The following is a 21,541-nucleotide window of genomic DNA, read 5'->3' as shown; positions in this document are numbered from 1 at the left end:
TGGGAACACAGATGCAGTCGGTCGCCGGAACGCGGGGGGACGATGGACGGGCGGGCCCGGCGGTTCACCGCGTGGGTGCCTCGTCTGCTCATGCTCGTCGCGCTGGTCCTGGGTGTGGCGGCCATGCACACGCTGGGGCATCTCGATCATCACCAGGGGTACGGCGCCGCCCCGGGGCATGAGGGGGTGCACGCGCCGCCCGCTCCCCCGCCCACCGTCGCGGCCGGCATCGAGCAGGAGGCGTCCGGCCTCGGAGGCGCGCTCCCGCGCCTCGATCCGACCTCGGTCTGCCTGGCCGTCCTCCCCTCGCTCCTGCTGCTCCTGATGGCGGCGGTGCTGCTGCGCACGCGGCACCGGAGGAACACCGGTGTCATCGGAGCCCGGCCGGGAGCGCGAGGCGCGCGGTCCTCGGCGGCCTTCAACGACGCCGACGTGGCCTTCGCGCAGATGATGATCCCGCACCACCGGCAGGCCGTGGAGATGGCAGAGCTGGCCGAGACCCGGGCCGCCGACCCGGAGATCAGAGAACTCGCGGCGAAGATCAAGGCCGCCCAGGATCCGGAGATCGCCACCATGACCGGCTGGCTGACCTCCTGGGGCGCACCGGTCGAGCCCGAGGGCGGGCACGGCGGTCACGACATGCCCGGCATGATGACCGGGCAGGACATGACCGCGCTCGAGGAGGCCAGAGGCGCGGCCTTCGACCGCATGTTCGCCGAGCGGATGATCGCCCATCACGAGGGCGCGGTCGAGATGGCCGAGACCGAGCGGGCCCAGGGTTCCGACCCGGAGGCCAGGCGGCTGGCCGCGACCGTCGCCACCGCCCAGCAGGCCGAGATCGAGCAGATGCGCCGGCTTCTCGACCGCCTCTGAGGCTCATCCCCATCCGACCCGTCCGCTGACGGCCCGTCACCGCTGATGGCCCGTCATCGCCCGGTCGGGGCCCGCGGAAGCCTCGTCGGCGGCGGGCCGGAAACGAGCTCGCGCCGGGACGGCGGTAGTGGAACCGGGGTGCCCCCGGAGAGGGACCACGTGCCGTCACCGGCGTCGAGCGCTCGTGTCCGCCCGGCCCCGCCGGCGGTCAGGGGCGGCCGATGCGGACCCGCCAGACCTCCGGGCCGGACTCGGCGTACTCCCAGACGAACTCGCCGGGGTGCTCGGCGGCGAACTGGTAGTACAGGGGCTTGGGGTCGTGGTCGTTGACGAGAACGAACGCCGCGCCCGCGGGCAGTTCCCCGAACGCGGCGAAGATCTGCGCGTGCCGCTGCGCCGGGACCAGGCAGCGTACGTCGAGCTCGCCGACGACGGGCCCCGGAGCCCCGGCCGCGCCTCCCGCGCCCGCCGAGCCCTCGGCCGCCTCCCCCGCGCCGCACCCGCAGCCGCCGCAGCCGCAGCCCGCGGGCTCGGCCGGGGTGCCGAGGATCTCGTGCATCCCCTCGATCAGGGCGGCCAGATCGAAGCCGGCACCGGCGAGCGCAGGCAGCAGGAGCGTGTTCTCCTTGTCCAGGTGCGACTGGAACAGGGCGTTCAGCGCGGCGGCGGCCGCGACGATCTCTCCCCACGTGCCCGCCCGCTCCAGCTCGCCGACCCGCTCGCGCAGCAGGACGTGCTCTTCGCGCATGGCCCGCACGAGCAGCCGGGCGGCGGGCAGCGCGTCGGCGACGCGGTACAGCGTCTCCTCCTCGGCCGTCGCGTGCGGGAGCACCTCCTCGGTGCAGAACGCGACCAGCACCGCCTGACGGGCGGACGGCGAGATCAGCTTGTCGATGGAGCGCGCGATGGTCACGGTGTGATCGGCTACCGTCCGGCCCAGCTGGTCGTGGTGGGCGCGGATCGCCGCCAGGACGGCGTCCTGCGGGTCCGTTGTCGTCTGCGCGGTCATGGGGACTCCTTGTCGTTCTCCGGCCGGTGAGCCGGTGGGTTCTTCGGGGCCGGCGGGTTCTTCACGGCCGGTGATCCGCCGGTCGTCCGTACGGCGGGCCGGGACCTCATGCGGCACCCCTGCTACGCCGCGAACAGGGGGGTGCTGAGGTAACGCTCGCCGGTGTCGGGGAGGACCACGACGACGAGCCTGCCCTCGTTCTCCGGCCGCGCCGCGACGACGGCGGCGGCGTGCAGGGCGGCGCCGCCGGAGACGCCCGCGAGGATGCCCTCGGTGCGGGCCAGCCGCCGGGCGGCGTCCCGGGCGCCGTCCACGTCGGTCCGGAGGATCTCGTCGTAGACACCGGCGTCCAGCACCTCGGGGACGAAGCCCGCCCCGATGCCCTGGATGCCGTGCGGTCCCGGCTCGCCGCCGGAGAGCACCGGGGACTCGGCGGGTTCGACCGCGACCACGTGCACCTCCGGCTTCTTCTCCCGCAGGAACCGGCCCACCCCGGTGACGGTGCCGCCGGTGCCGACGCCGGAGACGAGGACGTCGACCGCGCCGTCGGTGTCGTCCCAGATCTCCTGGGCCGTGGTGCGCAGGTGCACGTCGGGGTTGGCGGGGTTGGCGAACTGCTGGGGCATGAACCAGCCGTGCTCGCCGGCCAGTTCGGCAGCCGCGGCGATCGCGCCCTTCATGCCCGCGGCGGCCGGGGTGAGGACGATCTCGGCACCGTAGGCGGCGAGCAGGGCCCGGCGCTCGAGGCTCATGCTCTCCGGCATGGTGAGCGTCAGCCGGTAGCCCCTGGCCGCGGCCACCATGGCCAGGCCGATCCCGGTGTTGCCGCTGGTGGGCTCGATGATGTGCGCCCCGGGGACGAGGCGGCCCTCGTCCTCGGCCGCCTCGATCATCGCACGGGCGATACGGTCCTTGACGCTGCCGCCCGGGTTGGCGGACTCCAGCTTGGCGACGAGGTCGCCGGGCAGGTCCGCGCCGAAGCGTGACAGCCGGACCAGCGGGGTGCGGCCGATGAGGGACAGGACGTCGGGGTGGATCGCGGACACGGCGGCTATCTCCTGGTGATCGGGAGCGGGCGGACGTTCGAGGCGGCAGCGGCGGCGGTCGCGGTGGTGACGGAGGTGACGGTGGAGGGCGGGGCCGAGACCCGGGCCCCGGCGGGCACGTCGGTCAGGACCAGGGCGTGGGCGCCGATGGAGGCGTCGTCGCCGACGTACACGCGCCCGAGGACCGAGGCGCCCACGCCGACGGTGACCCGGTCGCCGAGGACCGGGTGACGGGCGGCGCCCTTGCCGTCGGCCCGGAAGCCCCGGCCGCCGAGGGTGACGTGGTGGTAAAGCGTGACGTCGTCGCCGACGACGGCGGTCTCGCCGATGACGACACCGGCCCCGTGGTCGATGAACAGCCGGCGGCCGAGGCGGGCGCCGGGATGGATCTCGACGCCGGTCAGGGCCCGGGTGAGCTGGGAGATCAGGCGGGGTGCGAACGGCACGCCCCGCAGGTGCAGCCGGTGGGCCAGGCGATGGGCCCACACCGCCCACAGCCCCGGATACAGCACGGCTTCGAGCGCGCGGGAGCCGTACAGGGCGGGATCGCGACGGCAGGCGGCGCGGAGGTCTTCGAGCATGAGAGGTGTCCTCGGCGAGGTTGCGGCGGTGAGGGCGGGCGCCTCAGACCGCGGAAAACGGCCGGAAAAGGCCCGGGCGGGCGTCAGACCGCGGGACAGCGCTCGTCGAAGACCCGGCGGATGTGGAGGCCGGTCATGGGAGTGGCGAACCGCGAGCCGGCCAGGCGGCGGAACGGGTACGCATCGGACATGGCTGGAACGCTAGGACCTGATCTCCGCGTGGCGTCACCGGCTCAGGTCACTTCGGGACGGGACCTTGGCCCCTGGAAAGCGGGGACCTTCGGCTCCCGGCGACGGCCTTGCGCTCTCGGCCTACTCCCCGGCGGCGGACGGCTCCGGGGTGATGCGGTCCCAGGCGGCGATCGGCAGCATGATCACCGAGGCGGGGAACAGGCCGTGCTCCTCGCTGTCGATGTGCCGGTGCAGCTTCCCGATCGCCTCCAGTACGGCGGGCCAGTCCGGCGCAGTGCGGTCGATCGCGCCGAACACCCCGTGGATCTCGTCGTGCTCGGCGCAGAGCCCGTCGACGGCCTCGGTCAGCGACCCCTCGGCGCGCAGCTCGGCGAACAGGCCGTTCTCCTCGGTGGCGGTGTGCGGCACGAGCCGGCCGAGCAGCTCGTCGAGGAGGGACGCGGCGTCGCCGTACCGGCTCTCGTTGACGGCCCGGCGCAGCGCCCCGGCGGTCTCCTCGATCTGCCAGTGCTCCTCGGAGAGCCGGCCGATCAGCGGGAAGTCCCGGCAGCCGCAGTAGTTGCACATGATGTGATCCCTCGATTTCCTTCAGTGACTCCAGGGTGTCCGGTGGCGGCTCATCGGGGACAGGGGAGAGCGTCCCCTCGGACAGGGCCTTTCGTCCCGGCCTCAGGCCAGCAGCGCGGGGCCGTACTTGAGGACGATCGCCAGGACGAGGACCAGGATCCAGATGGTGACGGCGACGAGGTCGAGGTCGGCGTCGACGAACCTCGTGGCCGCCGCCTGCGCGCGGGGCGGCAGGAACAGGTTGCCGTCGCGGATGTTGACGTGGGTCAGCGTGGCGAACACCAGCGTCGTGGAGACGGTCACCAGCAGGCACCACGGGCACAGTGCGCCGATGACGAACATCGACTGGGAGAACAGCCAGTAGGCGAAGACGAGACCCAGGGCGTAGACCACCTGGGCGGCGAGCATGAACCGGCGCGGGAAGCGCACCCCCGCCAGGCTCGCGACCGCGATGGTGATCACGACGGGTTCGGCCACCAGCCCCAGGAACGCGTTGGGGAAGCCGAACAGCTGCGCCTGCCAGGAGGTGGCGACCGTCCCGCAGCTGATGACGTCGTTGATGTTGCACGACAGGCTGGTGCCGGGGTCGGCCGCCAGGCGCAGCGCGTCGACGGACAGCACGAAGGACGCGGTCAGGCTCAGGCACGCCGACAGCAGCATGGTTCCGAAGATCCAGCCGTCGGTGTGCCTGATGCCGTGCAGGCGCGCCAGGACGGTGGTCACCGCGCGTCCTCGGCGGCGGCGACGGCCGACGTCAGCGGCCCGGCGGTGTAAAGGTCACCGGCGAAGACCTCGCCGTTGATCTTCACGGTGGGCGTGCCCTCGATGCCCGTCTCGAACGCCGCGGCCGTGGACGTCGTGACCCACGGCTGGAAGATCCGGTCGCCGAAGGCGTCCACGACGTCCTCGGGCACGCCTGCGCCTCGGGCCAGGTCGGCGATCTCGCCGTCGGACAGGCCCTTGGTGCCCTCGGCGGGCTGGCGGGCGAACAGTGCCGTGTTGAAGGCCGGCAACTTGCCGGGCGCCCGGTCGGCGACGGTGGCGACCGCGTTCGCGGCCCGGGTCGAGTACTCCGAGCCGTCGGACATCCGGTCCAGGAACGACAGCGGGTACAGCTCCAGGCGCACCGTGCCGTCGGCGACCATCCGGTCCAGCTCACCGCTGTTGGCCCGCTCGAAACGCCCGCAGAACGGGCACATGTAGTCGAGATAGACCTCAAGCTTCACCGGTGCGGCGGCGTCGCCGACGGCCAGGGCCCCACCGGGCGTGGCGATCGCCGGGGCGACGGCCTTGCCCCGCGGCGCCGCGACGGTCCCGGACTCCCCACCCCCCGCCGCGTTGACCAGGCCGACCACGATGGCCACCAGGAGACAGACGATGATCACCCCGCCGCCCGCGGCGATCGCGCGGTTGCGCTTCTTGCTGCGGCGCTCGGCGGCGGCCCGGGCGTCGCGTAGTTCCCGGGATCTGATGCGTGCCTGCGTGCTCATGCTCGTCCTCGCTCCTGCGGGAGATGGGAGATCGGGTACGGCGTGCCGCGTCGTCGCCCGCCTCACGGTCACGCTCCGGCGTGCGGGATGCACGCGGTGTCAGTACCCGCCGTCCACCTTGCCGCAGGACCGCCCGGATGCGCCGGGGCCGAAGGTCCCTTACGGCGGCGACCTCCGTCCCGGATCGGGCATCCGGGCCCCGTAGTTCCCGCCGGGCGGGAGTGACACCGTCCCCGTCCGGGCTCGCCGATGGGACTTTCAGCCCGGATATCGGGGACCGGTGGCTCTGTCCGATCCCCGTGCCGCGGCCGACTCTTCTCTTTGCGGACCTCCCTTTGCGGACCTGGCGGAGAAAGGTCCCGCCTCGGACCGGTCACAGGCCGGCCGCCCCATCCCGTGGAGCTCCTCTCATCGTGAGCCGGAGCCGGAGTCGGCAAGGAGAAGAACCGGTGAACAACGTGCGAGGACTGACGGTGATGCTGCTGCTGGGCGGCGTGGGTGTCGCCATGCTGACGGCGGGTGCCGTGATGACGGTGCGCGGCATGCGCGGAAAGGAGGAGATCCGCGACGAGCTCATCCGCCAGAAGATCACCTTTCCGGAGAAGGGCCTGTCCGCCGAGCGCAGCCGTTACGCCGGACGCCGGGTGGAGAACGGCACCCACGCCCGTGTCTTCTCCGAGATGATCGGCGACAACGTGCGCAAGGCCACCGGGGGGCGGAGCTATTCGGAGATCAGCGCCGACCTGCACGCCGCCGGAGGCGAGGACTCCGCGCTGGCCACGCTGCGCCAGACGGCCTTCATGGGCGAGACCCTGCGCGCCTCGTTGATGAGCGCCTACCAGGCCTGGCAGGTCACCTCCCTGGCGATCGGCCTGGGCGCGGTGCTCATGGGCACGGGTGCGGCGTTCGTCGCAGTGGGCACCGTCCTGTTCTCGGTCCAGTAGGACGGTCCTGCTTCCCGGCCCGGCGAGGAGGTCCGCGAGGGGGCCGACTCGGGGCGGGGCCTGCCGGCTGCCGGCCCGGAGCCCTCCGCCGCGGCAGGCGCCCGCAGGTGACCGGCGACCTCCGCCTTCGGGACTTTGGTCACTACGCCGCCCCCGCACCGGCCCGGTTGAATCTCTCCCGCGCCCGTACCCGGCCGGTACCGCGCCAGCCGAACCGCCGCCGAGCAGGAGGTCTCCCCCGTGACGATCGCCGAACCGTCCACCGGCGCCGCACCCCCGGACAGGCTTCCCCGGATCATCCAGGGCGGCATGGGGGTGGGCGTGTCCGGGTGGCGGCTCGCCCGGGCCGTCGCCCGCACCGGGCAACTCGGTGTGGTCTCCGGCGTCGCCTTGGACGTCATGCTCGCCCGCCGCCTCCAGCAGGGCGACCCCGGAGGCGACCTGCGCCGCGCCCTGACCGCCCTGCCCCTGCCCGGCGTCGCCGACCGCGTCCTGGCCCGCTACCACGTCCCCGGCGGCATCGCCCCCGGCACGCCGTACCGGCCCGTGCCCCGGCTCGGCCTGCGCCCGAACCGCGACCGCACCGAGCTCACCGTCGCCGCCAACTTCGCCGAGGTGTTCCTCGCCCGCGAAGGACACGACGGCCCCGTCGGCGTCAACTATCTGGAGAAGATCCAGATGGCCACGCCCGCCGCGGCCTACGGCGCGCTGCTGGCCGGAGCCGACTACGTGCTCATGGGTGCGGGCATCCCCTCGGAGATCCCCCGGCTGCTCGACGCCCTCGCCGCCCATCGCCCCGCCGAGGTGTCGGTCACCGTCGCCGGAGCCACCTCCGACGACCGCCACACCACCGGCCTCGACCCGGCCGATCTGCTCGCCGGCACCCGGCTGCCCGGCCTGAAACGGCCCCGGCTGCTGGCCATCGTCTCCTCCGACGTCCTGGCCGCCTACCTGGCGCGCAGGCCCGAGACCCGGCCCGACGGCTTCGTCCTGGAAGGCCCCTCCGCCGGCGGCCACAGCGCTCCCCCGCGCGGCCGCATGCGGCTCGACGAGGCCGGAGAACCCGTGTACGGGCCCCGCGACCACCCCGACACGGCCAAGGTCGCCGCGCTCGGCCTGCCGTTCTGGCTGGCCGGCGGCCACGCCGGTCCCCGCGGCCTGGCCCGGGCGCTGCTGACCGGCGCCTCCGGCGTCCAGGTCGGCACCGCCTTCGCGCTGTGCCGCGAGTCCGGCCTGGACGACGCCCTCAGACGCGCACTGCTGCGCCGCGCCGCCGACGGCACCCTGACCGTCCGCAACGACCCGCACGCCTCACCGGCCGGGTTCCCCTTCAAGGTCGCCGACGTCCCCGGCACCCTTTCCGACGCCTCCGTCTACGCCGACCGGCCTCGCCTGTGCGACCTGGGACATCTGCGCACGCCGTACCTCAAACCCGGCGGCGCACTCGGCTACCGCTGCCCGGCCGAACCCGTCGACGCCCACCTCCGCAAGGGCCGCGCCCTCGCCGACACCGACGGGCGCCGCTGCCTGTGCAACGGTCTGGTCGGCGCCATCGGCCTGGGCCAGCACCGCTCCGACGGCTACGCCGAACCGCCGCTGCTCACCCTCGGCACCGACCTGGCCTTCCTCGGCGACCTGCCCGACGACCACACCGCCGCCGACGTCGTCGGCTATCTGCTCGGCACCGGCCACGGAGAAGGGAGCACATCATGAACCCCCCGGCCGCCCCGGGCACGCCCGTCGCGACGGGCGCCCCGGGTACGGCGGTCGCGGCGGGCGCCCCGGGTACGGCGGTCGCGGCGGGCGCCCCGGGTACGGCGGTCGCGGCGGACGACTCCGCCGCATCCGTCGCGGCGGAGACGCCGGGCGCGGGAGAGCGGCGCCCGCGCCCGGTACGGTACGTCCACCGCGATGTCGCCACCGCCCCGTTCATCGTCATCTGGGAGGCCACCCGCGCCTGCCCGCTGGCCTGCCTGCACTGCCGGGCCGAGGCCCGCCCCGACCGCGACCCCGCCGAGCTGACCACCGCCGAGGCCACCGGCCTGATGCGGCAGATCGCCGCATTCGGCCGTCCCGCCCCGCTGTTCGTCATCACCGGCGGCGACCCCTTCGAACGGCCCGACCTGTACGACCTGGTCCGCCGCGCCCGCGAACTCGGCCTTTCCCCCTCCGTCTCCCCCTCGGCCACCCCCGCCCTGACCCCCGCCGCCCTCACCCGCCTGCGCGACGCCGGCGCCTCGGTGATCTCCCTCAGCCTCGACGGCGCCACCGCCGCCCGGCACGATGACTTCCGCGGCTTCGGCGGCGTGTTCGGCCGGACCCTCGCCGCCTGGCGGCAGGCCCGCGAGGCCGGGCTCAAAGTGCAGGTCAACACCACCGTCACCCGTACCAACCTGATGGACCTGCCCGACATCGCCCGCCTGGTGCGCGACCGGGGAGCGCTGCTGTGGAGCCTGTTCCTGCTCGTCCCCACCGGCCGGGGCCGCAGTCTGACCTCGCTGAGCGCCGCCGAGACCGAGGACGTCCTGAACTTCGCCTACGACGTCGGAGCCGCCGTCCCGGTCAAGGCCACCGAGGCCCATCATTTCCGCCGGGTCGCCATCCAGCGGCACATCCTGCACGAGCACGGCGCCGACCACGTCGCCGCACTCGGCCTGGGACCGCTCTATGAGAGCCTGCGGCGGCGCGCCGTACACTCAGGCCTGGTCCGCGCCACCCGCACCCGCCGCCCGCCGATCGACGTCGGTGCCGGCCGCGGCCTGGTGTTCGTCTCCCACACAGGGGAGGTCTCCCCGTCGGGATTCCTGCCGCTGTCCGCCGGCAACCTCCGGGACCGGCCGCTGGCCGAGATCTACCGGACCTCCCCGGTGTTCACCGCGCTGCGCGACCCCGACCGGCTGGCCGGGCGGTGCGGCGCCTGCGAGTTCCGCACCGTGTGCGGCGGCTCCCGCTCCCGCGCCTACGCCGTCGGCGGCGACGCCCTCGCCGAGGAGCCCTGGTGCTCGTACGTGCCCGGGAGCTTCCCCTACCGGGACGAGCTGGCGCGCTGTCTCGGCGCGGACGGCGGGATCAGCCGCCGGTGATCTCGCGGCCGGACACCTGTTCGGCCGCGATGACGATGAAATGGTCCCGGCTGCCCGGCGCCCACGGCGTCAGCGGCAGCCCCGCCAGCCGCTCGGCCTCCGCCGGGTCGTCCACCGCCCGCGCGTGCCCCACCACCGTCACCGACCAGCCGGTCCGGCCCTCCGAGTCGAAGGCGTCGGCCTCGAAGGCCACGATGGCCCGGCGGGTCGCCGCGGCCAGCTTGGAGCCGACCGTCGTGCGGATGACGATGTCGGCGCCGTCCAGCACGAAGTTGACCGGCTGCACCGCCGGGAGGGCCCGATCGGTGAAGACGATCCGCCCGATCGGCGCCGTCGCCAGCAGATTCATGCACTCCTCATGGGAGAGCACCCGCAGACCGGCAGAGTCGAGTTTCATACCTTCCAGCATCGCCGATCGCCTGCGTGCGAGGTCAGGGACCAAAGTCCTCTCCTGTCCGCGCCGGAACGAGCATGCCGTCGTCCGGGGACCGGGGCCCCCGGGATTCCCGGCAGTCGCAGGGCGTCTCGGCCGCGAAGCGTCCCGGCGGGACGGGTGATGCGGGACTTTGGTCCCCGCGGTAACGGCCTTTACGCCCGATCCCCGGCGGGATGTCGGAACCTAGGCTTGACCGCGTCAGTTCCACGCGATGATCAGCGGAGAGAGCCCGGCCGTGGCCACAGAACCGACGGCGGCGCCCCCACGCGGGCGTCGCCGGCCCCCGCAGAACGCTCCGGCCGCCACCTCCCCGGCGGAACCCGACGCCACGCCCGAGGCCCGTCTCCCCGCCGCGTCTCCGGCGGAACCCGGGGCCCGTCCCGCCGCCTCCCCCGCGAAGCCCGGAGCCACGCCCGAGGCCCGTCCCGCCCTCGCGCGGCTCCCCCTGCTGGCCGGGTACGGCTGGCTCGCGACGGCCGGGATCCTGTGGGCGGCGAGCGGTCTGGCGGCCGGGCCGTACCTCTACGACGCGGCGCTGCACGCGTTGTTCCTCGGCTTCGTGATGTCCATGGTGTTCGGGCACGCGCCGGTGATCCTGCCCGCGGTGCTGCGCGTCCGGCTGCCGTACCGGCCGAGAGGCGACCGCCCCCTGACGCAAGTTGAGTAGACATCACTCAGGACCGTCGCCGGCCGCCTCCGCATCCTTGAGGAGCACGCATGCGCGCCGATCGTCGAGGCGCGCGGAGAGGCGGCCGGGCGCGACCGGCCGCCGATCGCTTCGAGGACCGTTCGATCGAGTGCCGGAGAAAGGTCACGCAATGCTCTTCCGCCTGCTGGGGCGCGTCCAGGTCGAGACCGGTGACACCTCTTGCGTCATCGCCTCGGCCCCGATCAGGGGCCTGCTCGCCGCGCTCCTCCTCGAGGAGGGACGCTTCGTTTCGGTGGAGCAGCTGATGGGGTCCCTGTGGGACGACCCGCCCGACTCGGCTCGCAAGAACCTGCGGTTGCACGTGGCCCGCCTACGCGGCCAGCTGGCGCCCCTGGGCCTGCGCGAGCGCCTGAGCACCCTGAGAGGAGGCGGAGGCGGCTATCGCCTGCTGGCCGCCCCCGAGGAGGTCGACGCGGTGCAGTTCAAACGGCTGACCGCCCGGGGCTTCACCGAGTTGCTCGCGCGGTGCGCCGGCGCGGCGGAGACGACCCTCGCCCGGGCCCTCCAGCTGTGGCAGGGGCCCATCGGGCAGGACTGCACCGCCTCCGAACGGCTGAGGTCCCGATTCGTCGCCCTCGACGAACTGCACCTGACGGCGCGGGAACGGCTGGTGGAGGCCCGTCTGTGCCGCGGCCGTACGATCGATCTCATCCCGGAGATCCTCGACATACTGGCCGCCGCGCCCTTCCGGGAGACCTCCTGGGCGCATCTGATGCGCGCCTACTATCTGGGCGGCGACGTGGCGGGGGCGATCTCGGCCTGGGACCGGGCCACCGCGACGCTCGGCGACCGGCTCGGCCTGGACCTGTCCGCCGAACTGTGCGACCTGCATCTTTCCGTGCTCCGCCGAGATGATCACGCCGTTCGCGGCTCGTTGGTTCCGCCCCCGGGCGAGCCTTCGGGCCGGGGGCATTCCGCGACCGTGCACTCTCAGCGGGCCGTCGGCCGCGGCCGCGGGCTGCCGCGGACCGCGTCGCGCGGTGGTCTTCAGTCGTAGAGCCGGGCGGACAGTTCCCGGCGGGTGGTGATGCCGAGCTTCATGTAGACGTGTCGCAGATGATTGTCGACGGTACGGGCGGAGATGCTTAGTTTCGCGGCGATGTCCTTGCTGGAGATGCCCGCTGACGCCAGCAGCGCGATCTCCCGCTCCCTCGTCGTCAGCTCCGCAGTGGTCCGGCCGGTCGTGAGAGCCGGCGTCCTGGCCTCCTCGCAGCGGGCCGACAGAGCCTGCGCGCGGACCGCCGCGGCCTGGCTGCGGCGGGAGTGACCGGTCCGCTTGAGGATCGCGGCCGCGGTGCCGGCGGCCTCGGCCGCCAGCAGGTCGGCGCCGATGGCCTCCATCTCCTCGGACGCCGAAAGCAGGAGGTCGGGGGACTGCGTGCTCCACGCGGCGGCCAGCCGCGCGCGGGCCCGGTGGAATCGGCCGCCGCTCGCCTCACCGATCTCCGCCAGCCGCTCCGCGACCTCGCCGGCCCCTCCGAGCCGGACGATGTCGGTCAGCAGGATGGACTCGAAGGCGACGTGACCGCGGCTTCTGGCGTCCTGCGCGGCCGCCGCGAGTACGGCACGGGCACGGGAGAGCTCGCCCCGGGCGGCGTGCAGCCAGGCCTCTCCCAGGTACTCCTCGGGAAAACGTACGGCGCACGCCAGCCTGCCGTGCTCGGCCAGGGCGGCCTCGGCCGCCTCGACGTCACCTTGCACGGCGGCGGCCGCCGCCAGCCCGGCCAGCGCCATGGGCAGCAGGACCGCGGTGTGGGGCCGCGAGGCCCGGACGACCTCGGCGTACCAGCGGCGGGCCTGCGCGGGGTGACCCGCCAGCCACGCCACGCGCCCCAGGTGGAAGGCCAGCAGCTTGTGCTCGACGCTCACCAGCCCCTGGGCGATCGCCTCGTGGGCCCGCCTGCCCACCGACCGGGCCTGGACCAGGTCGCCGCTCTCCGCCAGGGCCAGGACCAGGACGGACTGCTGCGCCGCCTCGTGCGTGGTCAGCGAGTAGGCTTCGGCGTCGACGGCCGCGCCGACGGCGACGGCGCGCCGTGCCCAGTCGACCGCCTCCTCCCCCCGTCCCAGGAACGCCAGATTTATCGATCTGGTCGTCACGGCGACCAGCCACGTCATCACGTCCGGCCGGTCCCCCCGCTCCAGGGGCAGGGGTTCGAGCAGCGCGAGGCTGCGCTCCAGCTCCCCCACGGCGAAGGAACCCGCGGCTTCGGCGACCGCGAGGACGTGGTGGGCGGGAGGGCTGACGAGACGGCGGCGGGCCTCGGCGATCACGTCGAGAAGGTTCCGGTAGGTGGTCCCCAGGCCCCAGCTGAGGTTCTGAACCCGCTGGGACACCACGGCCAGGACCTCCTGCTCCCCGCGGGCCAGCGCGTCGGCCTCGGCCAGCACGGCCTCCGCCTCCTCGAATTCACCCGCCTCGTAGAGCGTCTTGCCCAGCAGCAACCGGACCTGGAGGTCGTGTCGCTCCTCGGGGACGGCCCGCAGGAGCGAGAGCGCGCACGCGTACTGGCGCGTGTGGGTGGCCAGGGAGGCGGCCTGGACGAGGAGCGCGGGATCCGCCGTGCCCGTGGCCGCCAGCTGGTAGGTGGCCAGGTGGATCGCGTCCTCGCGCCGGCGGGCTCCGCTGTCGTTCAGCGCGGCGATGTGGCCCAGCAGCGTCTCCCGGTGGCGCACCGCGGTCATGTCGTCGCGCAGGACCTCGCCGTACAGGGGATGGGCCAGCCGGACCGCGGTACGGCGCCCGTCACGGCTGACGACGATCAGTCCCTGCTCCTCCAGCCGGTGCAGTGTGTGCGGGGAGACCTCCCTGGCCAGCCGGGCCATCGACAACGGCTCGCACAGCGCCAGCAGGTCGAGCACGCGCCGGCTCGCGGGAGGCGCGGCCGACAGCCGGCGACGGATGATGAGGTCCCGCAGGCGCCGGGTTCCCGACACACGGCCCGGAGCCGTCTCCCACAGCTCACCGTCGCTGTCGAGGCTGCCGTCCGCCGTCATCCCCATCACCAGCTCACGCAGGTACAGGACGTTGCCGCCGCTGACGGTGAACAGCTGGCTGACCGTGTTGCTCCCGACGGGCCCGCCGAGGACCCGTTCCAGCAGCGTTTCGACCTCCGGCCGGTCGAGGGGGGCCAGGTCGACATCATGGACGGCGTCGCCACCGGTCAGGGCGGCCACGGCGGTGCTCGGCGGCTCACCCGAGCGCACCGAGGCGATCAGGAAGATCGCATCGGTGTCCATCAACTGTCTCAGCAGCACCGCCGAGGTCGCGTCGAGCAGGTGCAGGTCGTCGATGAAGACCACCATCGGGGACGAGCGCGAGGCGGATCGCGACATGATCCGGGTGACGGCGGAGAACCCCGAGACGGGGTCCCTCAGGTCGACCCCGGCGGGCAGCAGATGGGCCACCGCCCCCAGGGGCACCGAGGCGGAGGCGACGGTGGCCGTCGCGCGGCCGACGCGCCGGCCGCTCTCCTGCGCTCGTTTCAGGCATTCCTCACCCAGGCGGGACTTTCCCACTCCCGCGGGGCCGAAGATGAAAAAGCCCTTGCTCGCCGGGTCCCGCAAGAGCTCGTCGAACACCTGAAGCTGGAATCCGCGCCCCACCAGCGGCCATCGTCCCAGCGCATATCCCCGGCCCATCCCCACCCGACCTTCGCCGACGCCGACATACCGCCATGCCGACGCCGCAGCATGGCGATTCGTGCTCAGGAACCAGGGTGAGAGGTTATGTCAAAGAGGATTCGAAAGTCGACCGATTTACTACGAAAACATCACACGAAAAAGACAAATGTCATATCGGACGGGAGGCCGATGCGAGAGGACGGACGACTTTGCCGATCATGGCGGCTGCAGGAACATAACCGAAATGGCGGGAATCTATGCTAAATCGGGAATTATCCCCTAAAAGGATGAAACACCCATCGGGGATCGAAGTCTCATCCGCCCGGCGGGGCACCGCGGCGGGGACGGGATCTCCGGGGACGGCGGCGACCCTTTTGACGACCCGCTCGCGGACGGAACCGAGTGCGCCGGTCCGCCCGGGAACGGAGCCGGGCGCGCCGGGCCACAGACCCGTGACCACGACGTCGGCCACGACGACGTCTCCCGGGCGTATCCGGCCGGGCGGCAGCCGCCGTACCAGCACCTTGTCACCCGGCCGGTGGGCGGGTGACATGCTCGCGCCCCGGACGTGCGCCACCAGGAAATTCCCGCGCGCCCAGAGCACGGTTGCGGCGCCGGCCACGAGCGGCACGAGGGCCAGGAGGCCGGTCATCGGCGGACCTGCTCGGCGACGGCCTCCGCATAGCCTTCGGCCTGCATGGAGAACAGGTCGGCGTACAGGCCGCCGCGGGCCGTCAGCTCCTCGTGGGTGCCCTGCTCGACGGCGGTGCCCTCGTCGAGCACGACCAGCAGGTCGGCCTCGCGCACGGTGTTGAGCCGGTGGGAGATCAGCACGTTGGTACGGCCCGCGCGGCGTCGCCGCAGCCCCCGGTGGATCTCGTGCTCGGCCTCGGCGTCCAGGCCGGAGCTGGGCTCGTCCAGGATCATCAGGTCGCGCTCGGCCCGCAGGTGCGCGCGGGCCAGGGCCAGGCGCTGCCACTGGCCTCCCGACAGGGTCACGCCGACGGCGTCGGCGCCGCCCTCGACGGCGTCGTCCCCCTGGAAGAACAGCCGGGACAGCAAAGTGTCGTAGGAGCGGGGCAGACGGCCGACGAATCCGTGGGCTCCGGCGCCGGCGGCCGCGACGGTGACGCGCTCGCGATCATGGAGGTGCTCCAGAGCTCCCAGACCGATGTTCTCGGCGGCGCTGAGGTCGTACTCCATGTAGTCCTGGAAGACCACGCCGATGCGAGCGCGCAGAGCGGCCGGGTCCAGCTCGCGCAGATCGACGCCGTCCCACAGGATCGCGCCGCGCTCCGGATCGTACATCCGGCACAGCAGCTTGATCAGGGTGCTCTTGCCGGCGCCGTTGCGGCCGACCAGGCCCACCGTCCGGCCGTGCGGGATGGTCAGGTCCAGGCCGCGCAGCGCCCAGGGATGGTCGGGGGAGTAACGGAACCACACGTCCCGGAAGACGATCCCGCCCGCCAGCGGCGCGATCGCTCTGGGAGAGCGGGCGACGGGCAGGTCGGGCCCGGCGGTGACCACCTGCAGGTAGTGCTCGAACAGCAGCAGTTGCTGGTGGCACTGGGCGATGGTGTGAACCAGCGACACGCCCGCGTTCTGCACCCCGGCCACCGAGGCCACCATCAGTGAGACGTCGCCGATGCCGATCCGGCCGCCCGCGGCGGCCAGCACCGCCCACAGCAGCGCCCCGCCCGCCACCGCGGTGCCGCCCACGCCGATCAGGGACTGGGCGCCGACCTGGCGGTGGTCAAGGCGGCGGTTCTCCTTGTTGGACAGGCGCCGCTGCTCCGTCATCCGCTCGCGCAGGTGGGCGCCGATGCCGAACAGGCGGATCTCCTTGGCGGCCTGGGTGCTGGTCAGCAGGTCGCGGAAGAACATCTCCCGGCGTTCGACGGGACTCAGCCGCCACGACAGGCCGGCACGGCCGCGGGCCAGCCACAGCTCGACGGCCAGCACAGGCAGGACCGACGCCGTGATCACAACCGGCATCCAGGGCGAGATCACCGTCAGGGCCCCCAGGAAGCCCAGCCCGCCGACGACGGAGCCGACGATCGACAGAGCGGCCGAGACCACCACCCCCGGGGTGGTGCCGCCGTGCCGCAGGGCCATCTGCATCCGGTTGAGGAAGACGGGGTCCTCGAAACGGGCCATGCCCACGAACCGCTCGGTCGCGAGGAACAGGCGCTCCTGGGCCAGGAGCCCGACGCGGCGTTCGGTCTCGCGGGAGGCGTACTGGCTGATGTGCGGTATCAGCCCGGTGACCACGCCTGCGGCGGCGAGCGCGACGCCCTTCCCGAGCACCTCTCCCGGTCCCGCTCCGGCGGTGATGTCGTCCAGCACCACCTTGGTCAGCCAGGCCGTCACGACCGGCATCGGCGCGGTCAGCAACGTGAGCGTGACGAACACCGCGGTGAACAGCGGGCTGGCCTGCCGGCTCAGCCGCAGGGCGATGATGACCTTCCGCATCGCTCAGACCTTCTCCAGGGCCACTGCCACGTCCTGGAGGAGGGAACCCGAGGCGCGTACCACGCCGCCGGGCTCGATGATCCCCAGTGCCGGATACGCCGTGACGCCCAGCGACGCGCAGACCGGCCCGCCGTGGGCGCCCTCCACCACCGTGGTGGCCACCGGATCCAGCAGCGCGAGCTTGTCGGCGACACCGTCGGTGCCGACCACGAGGGCCAGCACCCGCTGCCGTCCTCCGGGGAAGTCCCCGGCGAACCGGACGAACTCCGGCAGTCGCTCTTCACAGGCTCTGCAGCCTATGGAGAAAGCGGCCACCAGCGTGGCGGTCCCGGCGAGGAAGCCCTCGTCGATCGGTGCGCCGTCCACGGTGGTGGAGCTGAAGGCCCCCAGCCGTTCTCCGGCCCGGCGCATCACCGGCGGGAACCCGCCCGGCGGGGGGTGACCGTCCGGCGCCGCGGCGGGCAGCCGGGCCAGCAGCTCACCCTGGGCGCGTAGCCGCCTGGCCACCGCCACGGTGAACAGGAGGTTCAGTGCGCCCAGCACGCCGAGCACACCGATGAGCGCCACCACGATATTCGACACGACAACTCCTGGATTTCCATGGTTGCACCGTCAGCGGCACGCGCGACGGTGATCAGACGAGCGGCCGGAACAGCCCGGCGATGTCTTCGGTGAGCAGGACCAGAGCGGCTCCCGCCAGGCCGACGAGCGCCGCCGTCACGGCGCCGGCCCCTTCCGCTGCGGGGAGCGGGACGGCGACGGTGAGCACCGTCCCGATCAGCCCGGCGGCCAGGAGCACCCCGTTGCGGATGAGCTGGGCCGGTCCCACCGGCGCGGCGGAGGTGCCGAAGCAGTTGCAGGCCACCCGGCGGCGGGAGCGCACGGCCATCGCGATCGCGGCCGTGAACACGCCCAGCAGCGCCACCGCGATCGCGAACCCGGCGCCGGCCGTGCCCGGAACCGCGAGCAGTACGGCCGCGGCCAGCTCACCGGCGACGACCGCGGGCGGTACGAGGGCCGCCGGCACCACCGGCACCCGCGGCGCCAGCTCGCCGGCGGCGGCGCGGAAGGAGGCGTAGGCCTCGCGGCTGCGTATCTTGCCCGCCGCCGAGACCGCGAAGACCACACCGATCAGAAGCCGGCAGCCGATCAGAACGTACTCCATGACACCCCCTACTCCGGGAGGGGCGCCGCGGCTCTTCCCTCGCCGCGGCGCCCCGTTGTCCTCCTGCGGGCGGTTATCCGGCCGGGCCGCTGACCCGGCTCAGCACATCATGAACGGCGGGCAGGTGGGCGGCGGGCACGGACCCGAGGAGGCGGGACCATAGGTGTTCGGGCCGTAGGGCCCCATGCCCCCGTTGCACGTCGGCGTCCCGTAACTGCACGGCTCGCTCCGGACCGCGACCGCGTGGCCGTCGCAGACCCGCATCAAGGTCCTGCCCTTGGCGTAGTTGGGGCACCAGTCCTCCCGCCAGTACTCGTAGCACGCCATGGCCTGCGCCTGCGTGCCGGGGAGCAGGCCCTCCAGCAGCCGGTCGGCGAACGACCGGATGGTTCGAACCATTGTTGGCCTTCTTTCTCTAGACGGCTCCCGCCGGGAGCCGGACGCTGCGACCCAGGCCAACCTAGGGACCGCCCGCATGGAGACGACATGCAAGCGGCATGGACCGTGAACAGGCGCGTGTGGTCCGCCGGAGACGACCGCCGCTCGGGATGAATCAGGATGAAGACGCTGAATGAGTAGTGATTACTCTGCTCCGGCCCGGCGCCGGTTGAAGATCCTGAAGGACGTGAGAGCCGGATTCCGGCTTTCCGTCATTCGGAGAACCCGGCCCGCCGAGGAGCGATCGCGATGAGTGGATCCGTTTTCACCCTGCTTCACCTGGCGGCGACCGCCGCGGAACAGGGCCGGGAACACGAGTTGAGAACGCTGCTCGCGCAGGTGCGTTCCGGGATCGATCCCGACGCCGACTCCCGGGACATGCTGGCCGCCTACTATCTGGCGGGCCTGTCCAGCCGCGTCGAGGGGCGGCGGAGTGCGAACCCCTATCTGAGGAGGTACGAGCAGCCGCAGATCGACCTGTTCCGCACCCTCACCGAGCACCTGCCCTTCGTGCGTGTGGGCATGCTGGCCAACGAGCACCTGCTGGACGCTCTGCGGCGGCACACCGCCGCCACCGTGCTGTCGATCGGCATCGGCCAGGGCCACCAGGAGAGCGCCCTGCTGACCCGGGCCGCCGCCCGCGGTCTGCCCCTGCGCCATCTGGTCGTCATCGGCGTCGATCCCGCCGCGGACAGCCTGGCCGCCGCCGAACTCAACCTGAAGCGCGCCGGCGCCGGACACGGAATCGACGTGACCTTCCACGCCGTACCGGCCGCCACCGAGGAGATGGGCCAGGACGCCTGGGCACTGATCGGCCGATCACCCCGCCCGCTGCTGGCGACGGCCTCGTTCGCCCTGCACCACATGGTCGACCCCCGCCCGGGGCTGGACGCGCGCGAGGTCTTCCTGCGCCGCCTGCGCGCCCTGGAGCCGGCCGCTCTCACACTGTGCGAACCCGACTCCGACCACCACCGGGTGAGCCTGCCGGAGCGTTTCGCCAACTCATGGCGGATGTTCAGCGCGCTTTTCGACGCCATCGACGCCACCCCGCTCACCCGCGCCGAGCACGACGCCATGAAAGGCTTCTTCGGCCGTGAGATCATCGACATCACCGGCGCCGTCGACGAGCGCAGCCGGTACGAACGGCACGAGCCCACCGCCACCTGGCTCCGGCGGCTCCGCCGGTGCGGTTTCCGCACCACCGTCCCGGAGATCACTCCCGAGGTGGAGCGGACGGTGACGGCCCCTCCGGACTTCACCATCTCCGTCCGGCCCGACCACGTGCGACTCGGCTACCGGCGGACCCACCTCGTGTCGATGATGGCGGCCGTCCCCGGCTGTTGAAGCGGAGACTCGCGGCGAGGCCGGACCCGGCGCTCAGCACACCACGCTCGTTCACCGCCAGGTTCACCTTCCGGTACGGCTCCAAGGCGATCGGCCGGGCGGTCTGAGGTCAGAGCTGCCGGCGGTCATTGCCGATGCCTGCCCTCCATGAGCCGATCGGACAGGCGTTGAATGAGGCGATCAAGCGTAGACGCGGCGGATTGGATGAGGTCCGGATGGGGGGTGCGGCCTTCGATGATCTCCAGAGATCGTCGGAGATCGCCCACGCCGCCGGAGAATTCCTTACCGATCTCGCGGCCCAGCGAGAACATCGCGATCTCGGCCCTTATGACGTTGGTGAGCCAGTCCGGCGTTGTCGTGATCACTGGAACGGGAGTCCCGTTCTCCAACGCCTTGTCCAGATGACCGCTGACAGCGCCCAGATAGAGCATCAGGCTGATGCCGGAGCCTCGCGCCTCCGACTCGAGCGCGATACGTCGATCGTGCCTCTTCGTCGCCGTCACCACGGCCCATGCCGTCACCGCGGCCACGATGCCGCCGATCACCGCGGAGAGGCCACCCTGCAAGAGGTTGCCCCACCAGCTCTGTACGCCCATGAGACCTCTTTCGGTTTCAGCCGGGGATGCTGAGCACGCGAAGCCGTTCGGCTTTCCCATTGGGAGCATCGATCAGCTCATCAGCGCGATCAAGAGTTGACTCAAGGCCAGGCAGCGCCGGCCCGATTTGCGGAGGGCGGGGCGTGGCCGCCGGAGGCGAAAGGCACCGGCGGGCGGGGCCTTCGCCCCTACTCGGCCCGGCGCTCGGCGCGGAGGGTGAGGTGGAGGGTCCCGCCGGGGAGCCCGCGTGGAGGTGGAGAGACGTGCGCACCAAACTGACCGTCATGGGGCTGGTCCTGGCCGCGGCGCTGGTCGCCGTCGGCGTCGTGACGGCCGTGGCGCTGGCCGTCGATCTCTGGACGGCGCTCGCCTTCGTGGTGGCCGCCCTGCTGGGGTACGTGCTGGTGATCGAACCGCGAATACGCCGTTGGGGATCCACCGACGTCGAAGTCGATCGGGCCATGCCCGGTGACAAGGTGATCCCGGACGGCAGGGGGCCCACCCGTGCGATCGCCATCCACGCGGCGCCGCACGAGGTGTGGCCGTGGCTGGTCCAGATCGGGTACGGCCGCGCGGGATGGTACAGCTATGACTGGATCGACAACGACGGCCGTCCCAGCGCCGACCGGATCGTCCCGGAGTTCCAGGACCTCAAGGTGGGCGACCGGATCCTCATGCTGCCCGGCTACGGCCCCGAGGTCCGCGCCGTCGAGCCGAACCGGTGGATCCTGTCCGGGGACGCGGAACTCGGCACCTACTGCTGGGCGCTGTACCCGGCCCGGGACGGCGGCACCCGGCTGGTGTGCCGCTTCCGCCAGAACTGGCCGCTCACCGTGGGCACCCTCTTCTGGACGCTCATCGCCGGCCCCGGTTCCTTCATCATGGAACGCAAGATGCTCAAGACCATCAAGGCACACGCCGAGCGGACCGTGACGACCGCGCGGATCTGACCGCGGGGCTCCGCCGTGCGGA

The 21,541-nt window shown here is 72.6% G+C and carries 22 protein-coding genes; 8 read left to right on the top strand and 14 right to left on the bottom strand.

Annotated elements, in window-relative coordinates:
- The first annotated feature begins 75 nt into the window (after positions 1-75).
- Positions 76-873 carry a DUF305 domain-containing protein gene (locus Pta02_RS31380; protein ID WP_239131367.1) on the top strand — a complete coding sequence of 266 codons (798 nt, stop codon included), beginning with the start codon at positions 76-78 and terminating at the stop codon, positions 871-873.
- A 208-nt stretch (positions 874-1,081) separates the two neighbouring features.
- Here Pta02_RS31380 and Pta02_RS31375 read toward each other — a convergent pair whose 3' ends face one another.
- The 6 genes from Pta02_RS31375 to Pta02_RS31350 form a co-directional block, all read right to left on the bottom strand.
- Complete coding sequence (locus Pta02_RS31375; protein WP_203878599.1) at positions 1,082-1,882, bottom strand: DUF2249 domain-containing protein; 801 nt, start codon at positions 1,880-1,882, stop codon at positions 1,082-1,084.
- A 122-nt stretch (positions 1,883-2,004) separates the two neighbouring features.
- Positions 2,005-2,928 carry a cysteine synthase A gene (cysK, locus tag Pta02_RS31370; protein WP_203878598.1) on the bottom strand — a complete coding sequence of 308 codons (924 nt, stop codon included), beginning with the start codon at positions 2,926-2,928 and terminating at the stop codon, positions 2,005-2,007.
- A gap of 5 nt (positions 2,929-2,933) precedes the next feature.
- Positions 2,934-3,509, bottom strand: coding sequence for a serine O-acetyltransferase EpsC (epsC, locus tag Pta02_RS31365; RefSeq protein ID WP_203878597.1), 576 nt, complete (start codon positions 3,507-3,509; stop codon positions 2,934-2,936).
- Positions 3,510-3,821: 312 nt separating this feature from the next.
- Positions 3,822-4,268: a hemerythrin domain-containing protein gene (locus Pta02_RS31360; protein WP_203878596.1), complete on the bottom strand. Its 447-nt coding sequence runs from the start codon at positions 4,266-4,268 to the stop codon at positions 3,822-3,824.
- A 102-nt stretch (positions 4,269-4,370) separates the two neighbouring features.
- Entirely contained in the window at positions 4,371-4,991 is a 621-nt protein-coding gene (locus tag Pta02_RS31355) for a vitamin K epoxide reductase family protein (RefSeq protein ID WP_239131366.1), read from the bottom strand.
- Positions 4,988-5,758, bottom strand: a complete 771-nt coding sequence (locus tag Pta02_RS31350) for a DsbA family protein (protein ID WP_203878595.1) — start codon at positions 5,756-5,758, stop codon at positions 4,988-4,990. The genes Pta02_RS31355 and Pta02_RS31350 overlap by 4 nt, the downstream gene beginning before the upstream one ends.
- A gap of 449 nt (positions 5,759-6,207) precedes the next feature.
- On the opposite strand from Pta02_RS31350, the gene Pta02_RS31345 reads away from it, so the two are divergent.
- The 3 genes from Pta02_RS31345 (at position 6,208) to Pta02_RS31335 (ending at position 9,785) form a co-directional block, all read left to right on the top strand.
- Positions 6,208-6,702 carry a hypothetical protein gene (locus Pta02_RS31345; RefSeq protein ID WP_203878594.1) on the top strand — a complete coding sequence of 165 codons (495 nt, stop codon included), beginning with the start codon at positions 6,208-6,210 and terminating at the stop codon, positions 6,700-6,702.
- A 240-nt stretch (positions 6,703-6,942) separates the two neighbouring features.
- The gene (locus tag Pta02_RS31340) at positions 6,943-8,415 is read left to right on the top strand and encodes a nitronate monooxygenase (protein WP_239131365.1); all 1,473 of its coding nucleotides are present in this window, start codon (positions 6,943-6,945) and stop codon (positions 8,413-8,415) included.
- Positions 8,412-9,785 (top strand): TIGR04053 family radical SAM/SPASM domain-containing protein, encoded by a 1,374-nt coding sequence (locus Pta02_RS31335; protein WP_203878593.1) that lies wholly within the window; start codon positions 8,412-8,414, stop codon positions 9,783-9,785. Before Pta02_RS31340 ends, Pta02_RS31335 begins: the two co-directional genes overlap by 4 nt.
- On the opposite strand, the gene Pta02_RS31330 is transcribed toward Pta02_RS31335, so the two are convergent.
- The gene (locus Pta02_RS31330) at positions 9,772-10,182 is read right to left on the bottom strand and encodes a pyridoxamine 5'-phosphate oxidase family protein (protein WP_203878592.1); all 411 of its coding nucleotides are present in this window, start codon (positions 10,180-10,182) and stop codon (positions 9,772-9,774) included. The genes Pta02_RS31335 and Pta02_RS31330 overlap by 14 nt on opposite strands.
- 274 nt (positions 10,183-10,456) lie before the next feature.
- Here Pta02_RS31330 and Pta02_RS31325 point away from each other — a divergent pair, with 274 nt between their 5' ends.
- Both Pta02_RS31325 and Pta02_RS31320 read left to right on the top strand, forming a co-directional pair.
- A complete protein-coding gene (locus Pta02_RS31325; protein WP_203878591.1) occupies positions 10,457-10,888 on the top strand; it encodes a DUF8744 domain-containing protein in 432 nt (143 codons plus the stop codon).
- A 151-nt stretch (positions 10,889-11,039) separates the two neighbouring features.
- Complete coding sequence (locus Pta02_RS31320; RefSeq protein WP_203878590.1) at positions 11,040-11,927, top strand: AfsR/SARP family transcriptional regulator; 888 nt, start codon at positions 11,040-11,042, stop codon at positions 11,925-11,927.
- Here the strand turns inward: Pta02_RS31320 and Pta02_RS31315 are convergent.
- The 6 genes from Pta02_RS31315 to Pta02_RS31290 all read right to left on the bottom strand — a co-directional run bounded on the left by Pta02_RS31315 (position 11,918) and on the right by Pta02_RS31290 (position 18,590).
- On the bottom strand, positions 11,918-14,536 hold the full coding sequence (locus Pta02_RS31315; RefSeq protein WP_203878589.1) for a helix-turn-helix transcriptional regulator: 2,619 nt from the start codon (positions 14,534-14,536) through the stop codon (positions 11,918-11,920). The two genes, Pta02_RS31320 and Pta02_RS31315, sit on opposite strands and share 10 nt — an antisense overlap.
- Positions 14,537-14,723: 187 nt before the next feature.
- Positions 14,724-15,206, bottom strand: a complete 483-nt coding sequence (locus Pta02_RS31310) for a S26 family signal peptidase (protein ID WP_203878588.1) — start codon at positions 15,204-15,206, stop codon at positions 14,724-14,726.
- Entirely contained in the window at positions 15,203-17,026 is a 1,824-nt protein-coding gene (locus tag Pta02_RS31305) for an ABC transporter ATP-binding protein (RefSeq protein WP_203878587.1), read from the bottom strand. Before Pta02_RS31305 ends, Pta02_RS31310 begins: the two co-directional genes overlap by 4 nt.
- A gap of 3 nt (positions 17,027-17,029) precedes the next feature.
- Positions 17,030-17,608, bottom strand: coding sequence for a thioredoxin domain-containing protein (locus Pta02_RS31300; RefSeq protein ID WP_203878586.1), 579 nt, complete (start codon positions 17,606-17,608; stop codon positions 17,030-17,032).
- 52 nt (positions 17,609-17,660) lie between these two features.
- Positions 17,661-18,191, bottom strand: coding sequence for a MauE/DoxX family redox-associated membrane protein (locus Pta02_RS31295; protein ID WP_203878585.1), 531 nt, complete (start codon positions 18,189-18,191; stop codon positions 17,661-17,663).
- 99 nt (positions 18,192-18,290) lie between these two features.
- Positions 18,291-18,590, bottom strand: a complete 300-nt coding sequence (locus Pta02_RS31290) for a hypothetical protein (protein WP_203878584.1) — start codon at positions 18,588-18,590, stop codon at positions 18,291-18,293.
- A 288-nt stretch (positions 18,591-18,878) separates the two neighbouring features.
- Here Pta02_RS31290 and Pta02_RS31285 point away from each other — a divergent pair, with 288 nt between their 5' ends.
- Positions 18,879-19,973 (top strand): GRAS family protein, encoded by a 1,095-nt coding sequence (locus tag Pta02_RS31285; protein WP_203878583.1) that lies wholly within the window; start codon positions 18,879-18,881, stop codon positions 19,971-19,973.
- A gap of 125 nt (positions 19,974-20,098) precedes the next feature.
- On the opposite strand, the gene Pta02_RS31280 is transcribed toward Pta02_RS31285, so the two are convergent.
- Entirely contained in the window at positions 20,099-20,569 is a 471-nt protein-coding gene (locus Pta02_RS31280; protein WP_203878582.1) for a hypothetical protein, read from the bottom strand.
- A 263-nt stretch (positions 20,570-20,832) separates the two neighbouring features.
- On the opposite strand from Pta02_RS31280, the gene Pta02_RS31275 reads away from it, so the two are divergent.
- Complete coding sequence (locus Pta02_RS31275; RefSeq protein WP_203878581.1) at positions 20,833-21,519, top strand: SRPBCC family protein; 687 nt, start codon at positions 20,833-20,835, stop codon at positions 21,517-21,519.
- Positions 21,520-21,541 lie beyond the last annotated feature (22 nt).

Source organism: Paraplanobispora takensis (genome assembly GCF_016863195.1).
Taxonomy (GTDB): Bacteria; Actinomycetota; Actinomycetes; order Streptosporangiales; family Streptosporangiaceae; genus Planobispora; species Planobispora takensis.
The sequence above is the reverse complement of the archived record's forward strand: the minus strand, read 5'-3'. Positions and strand labels throughout refer to the sequence as shown.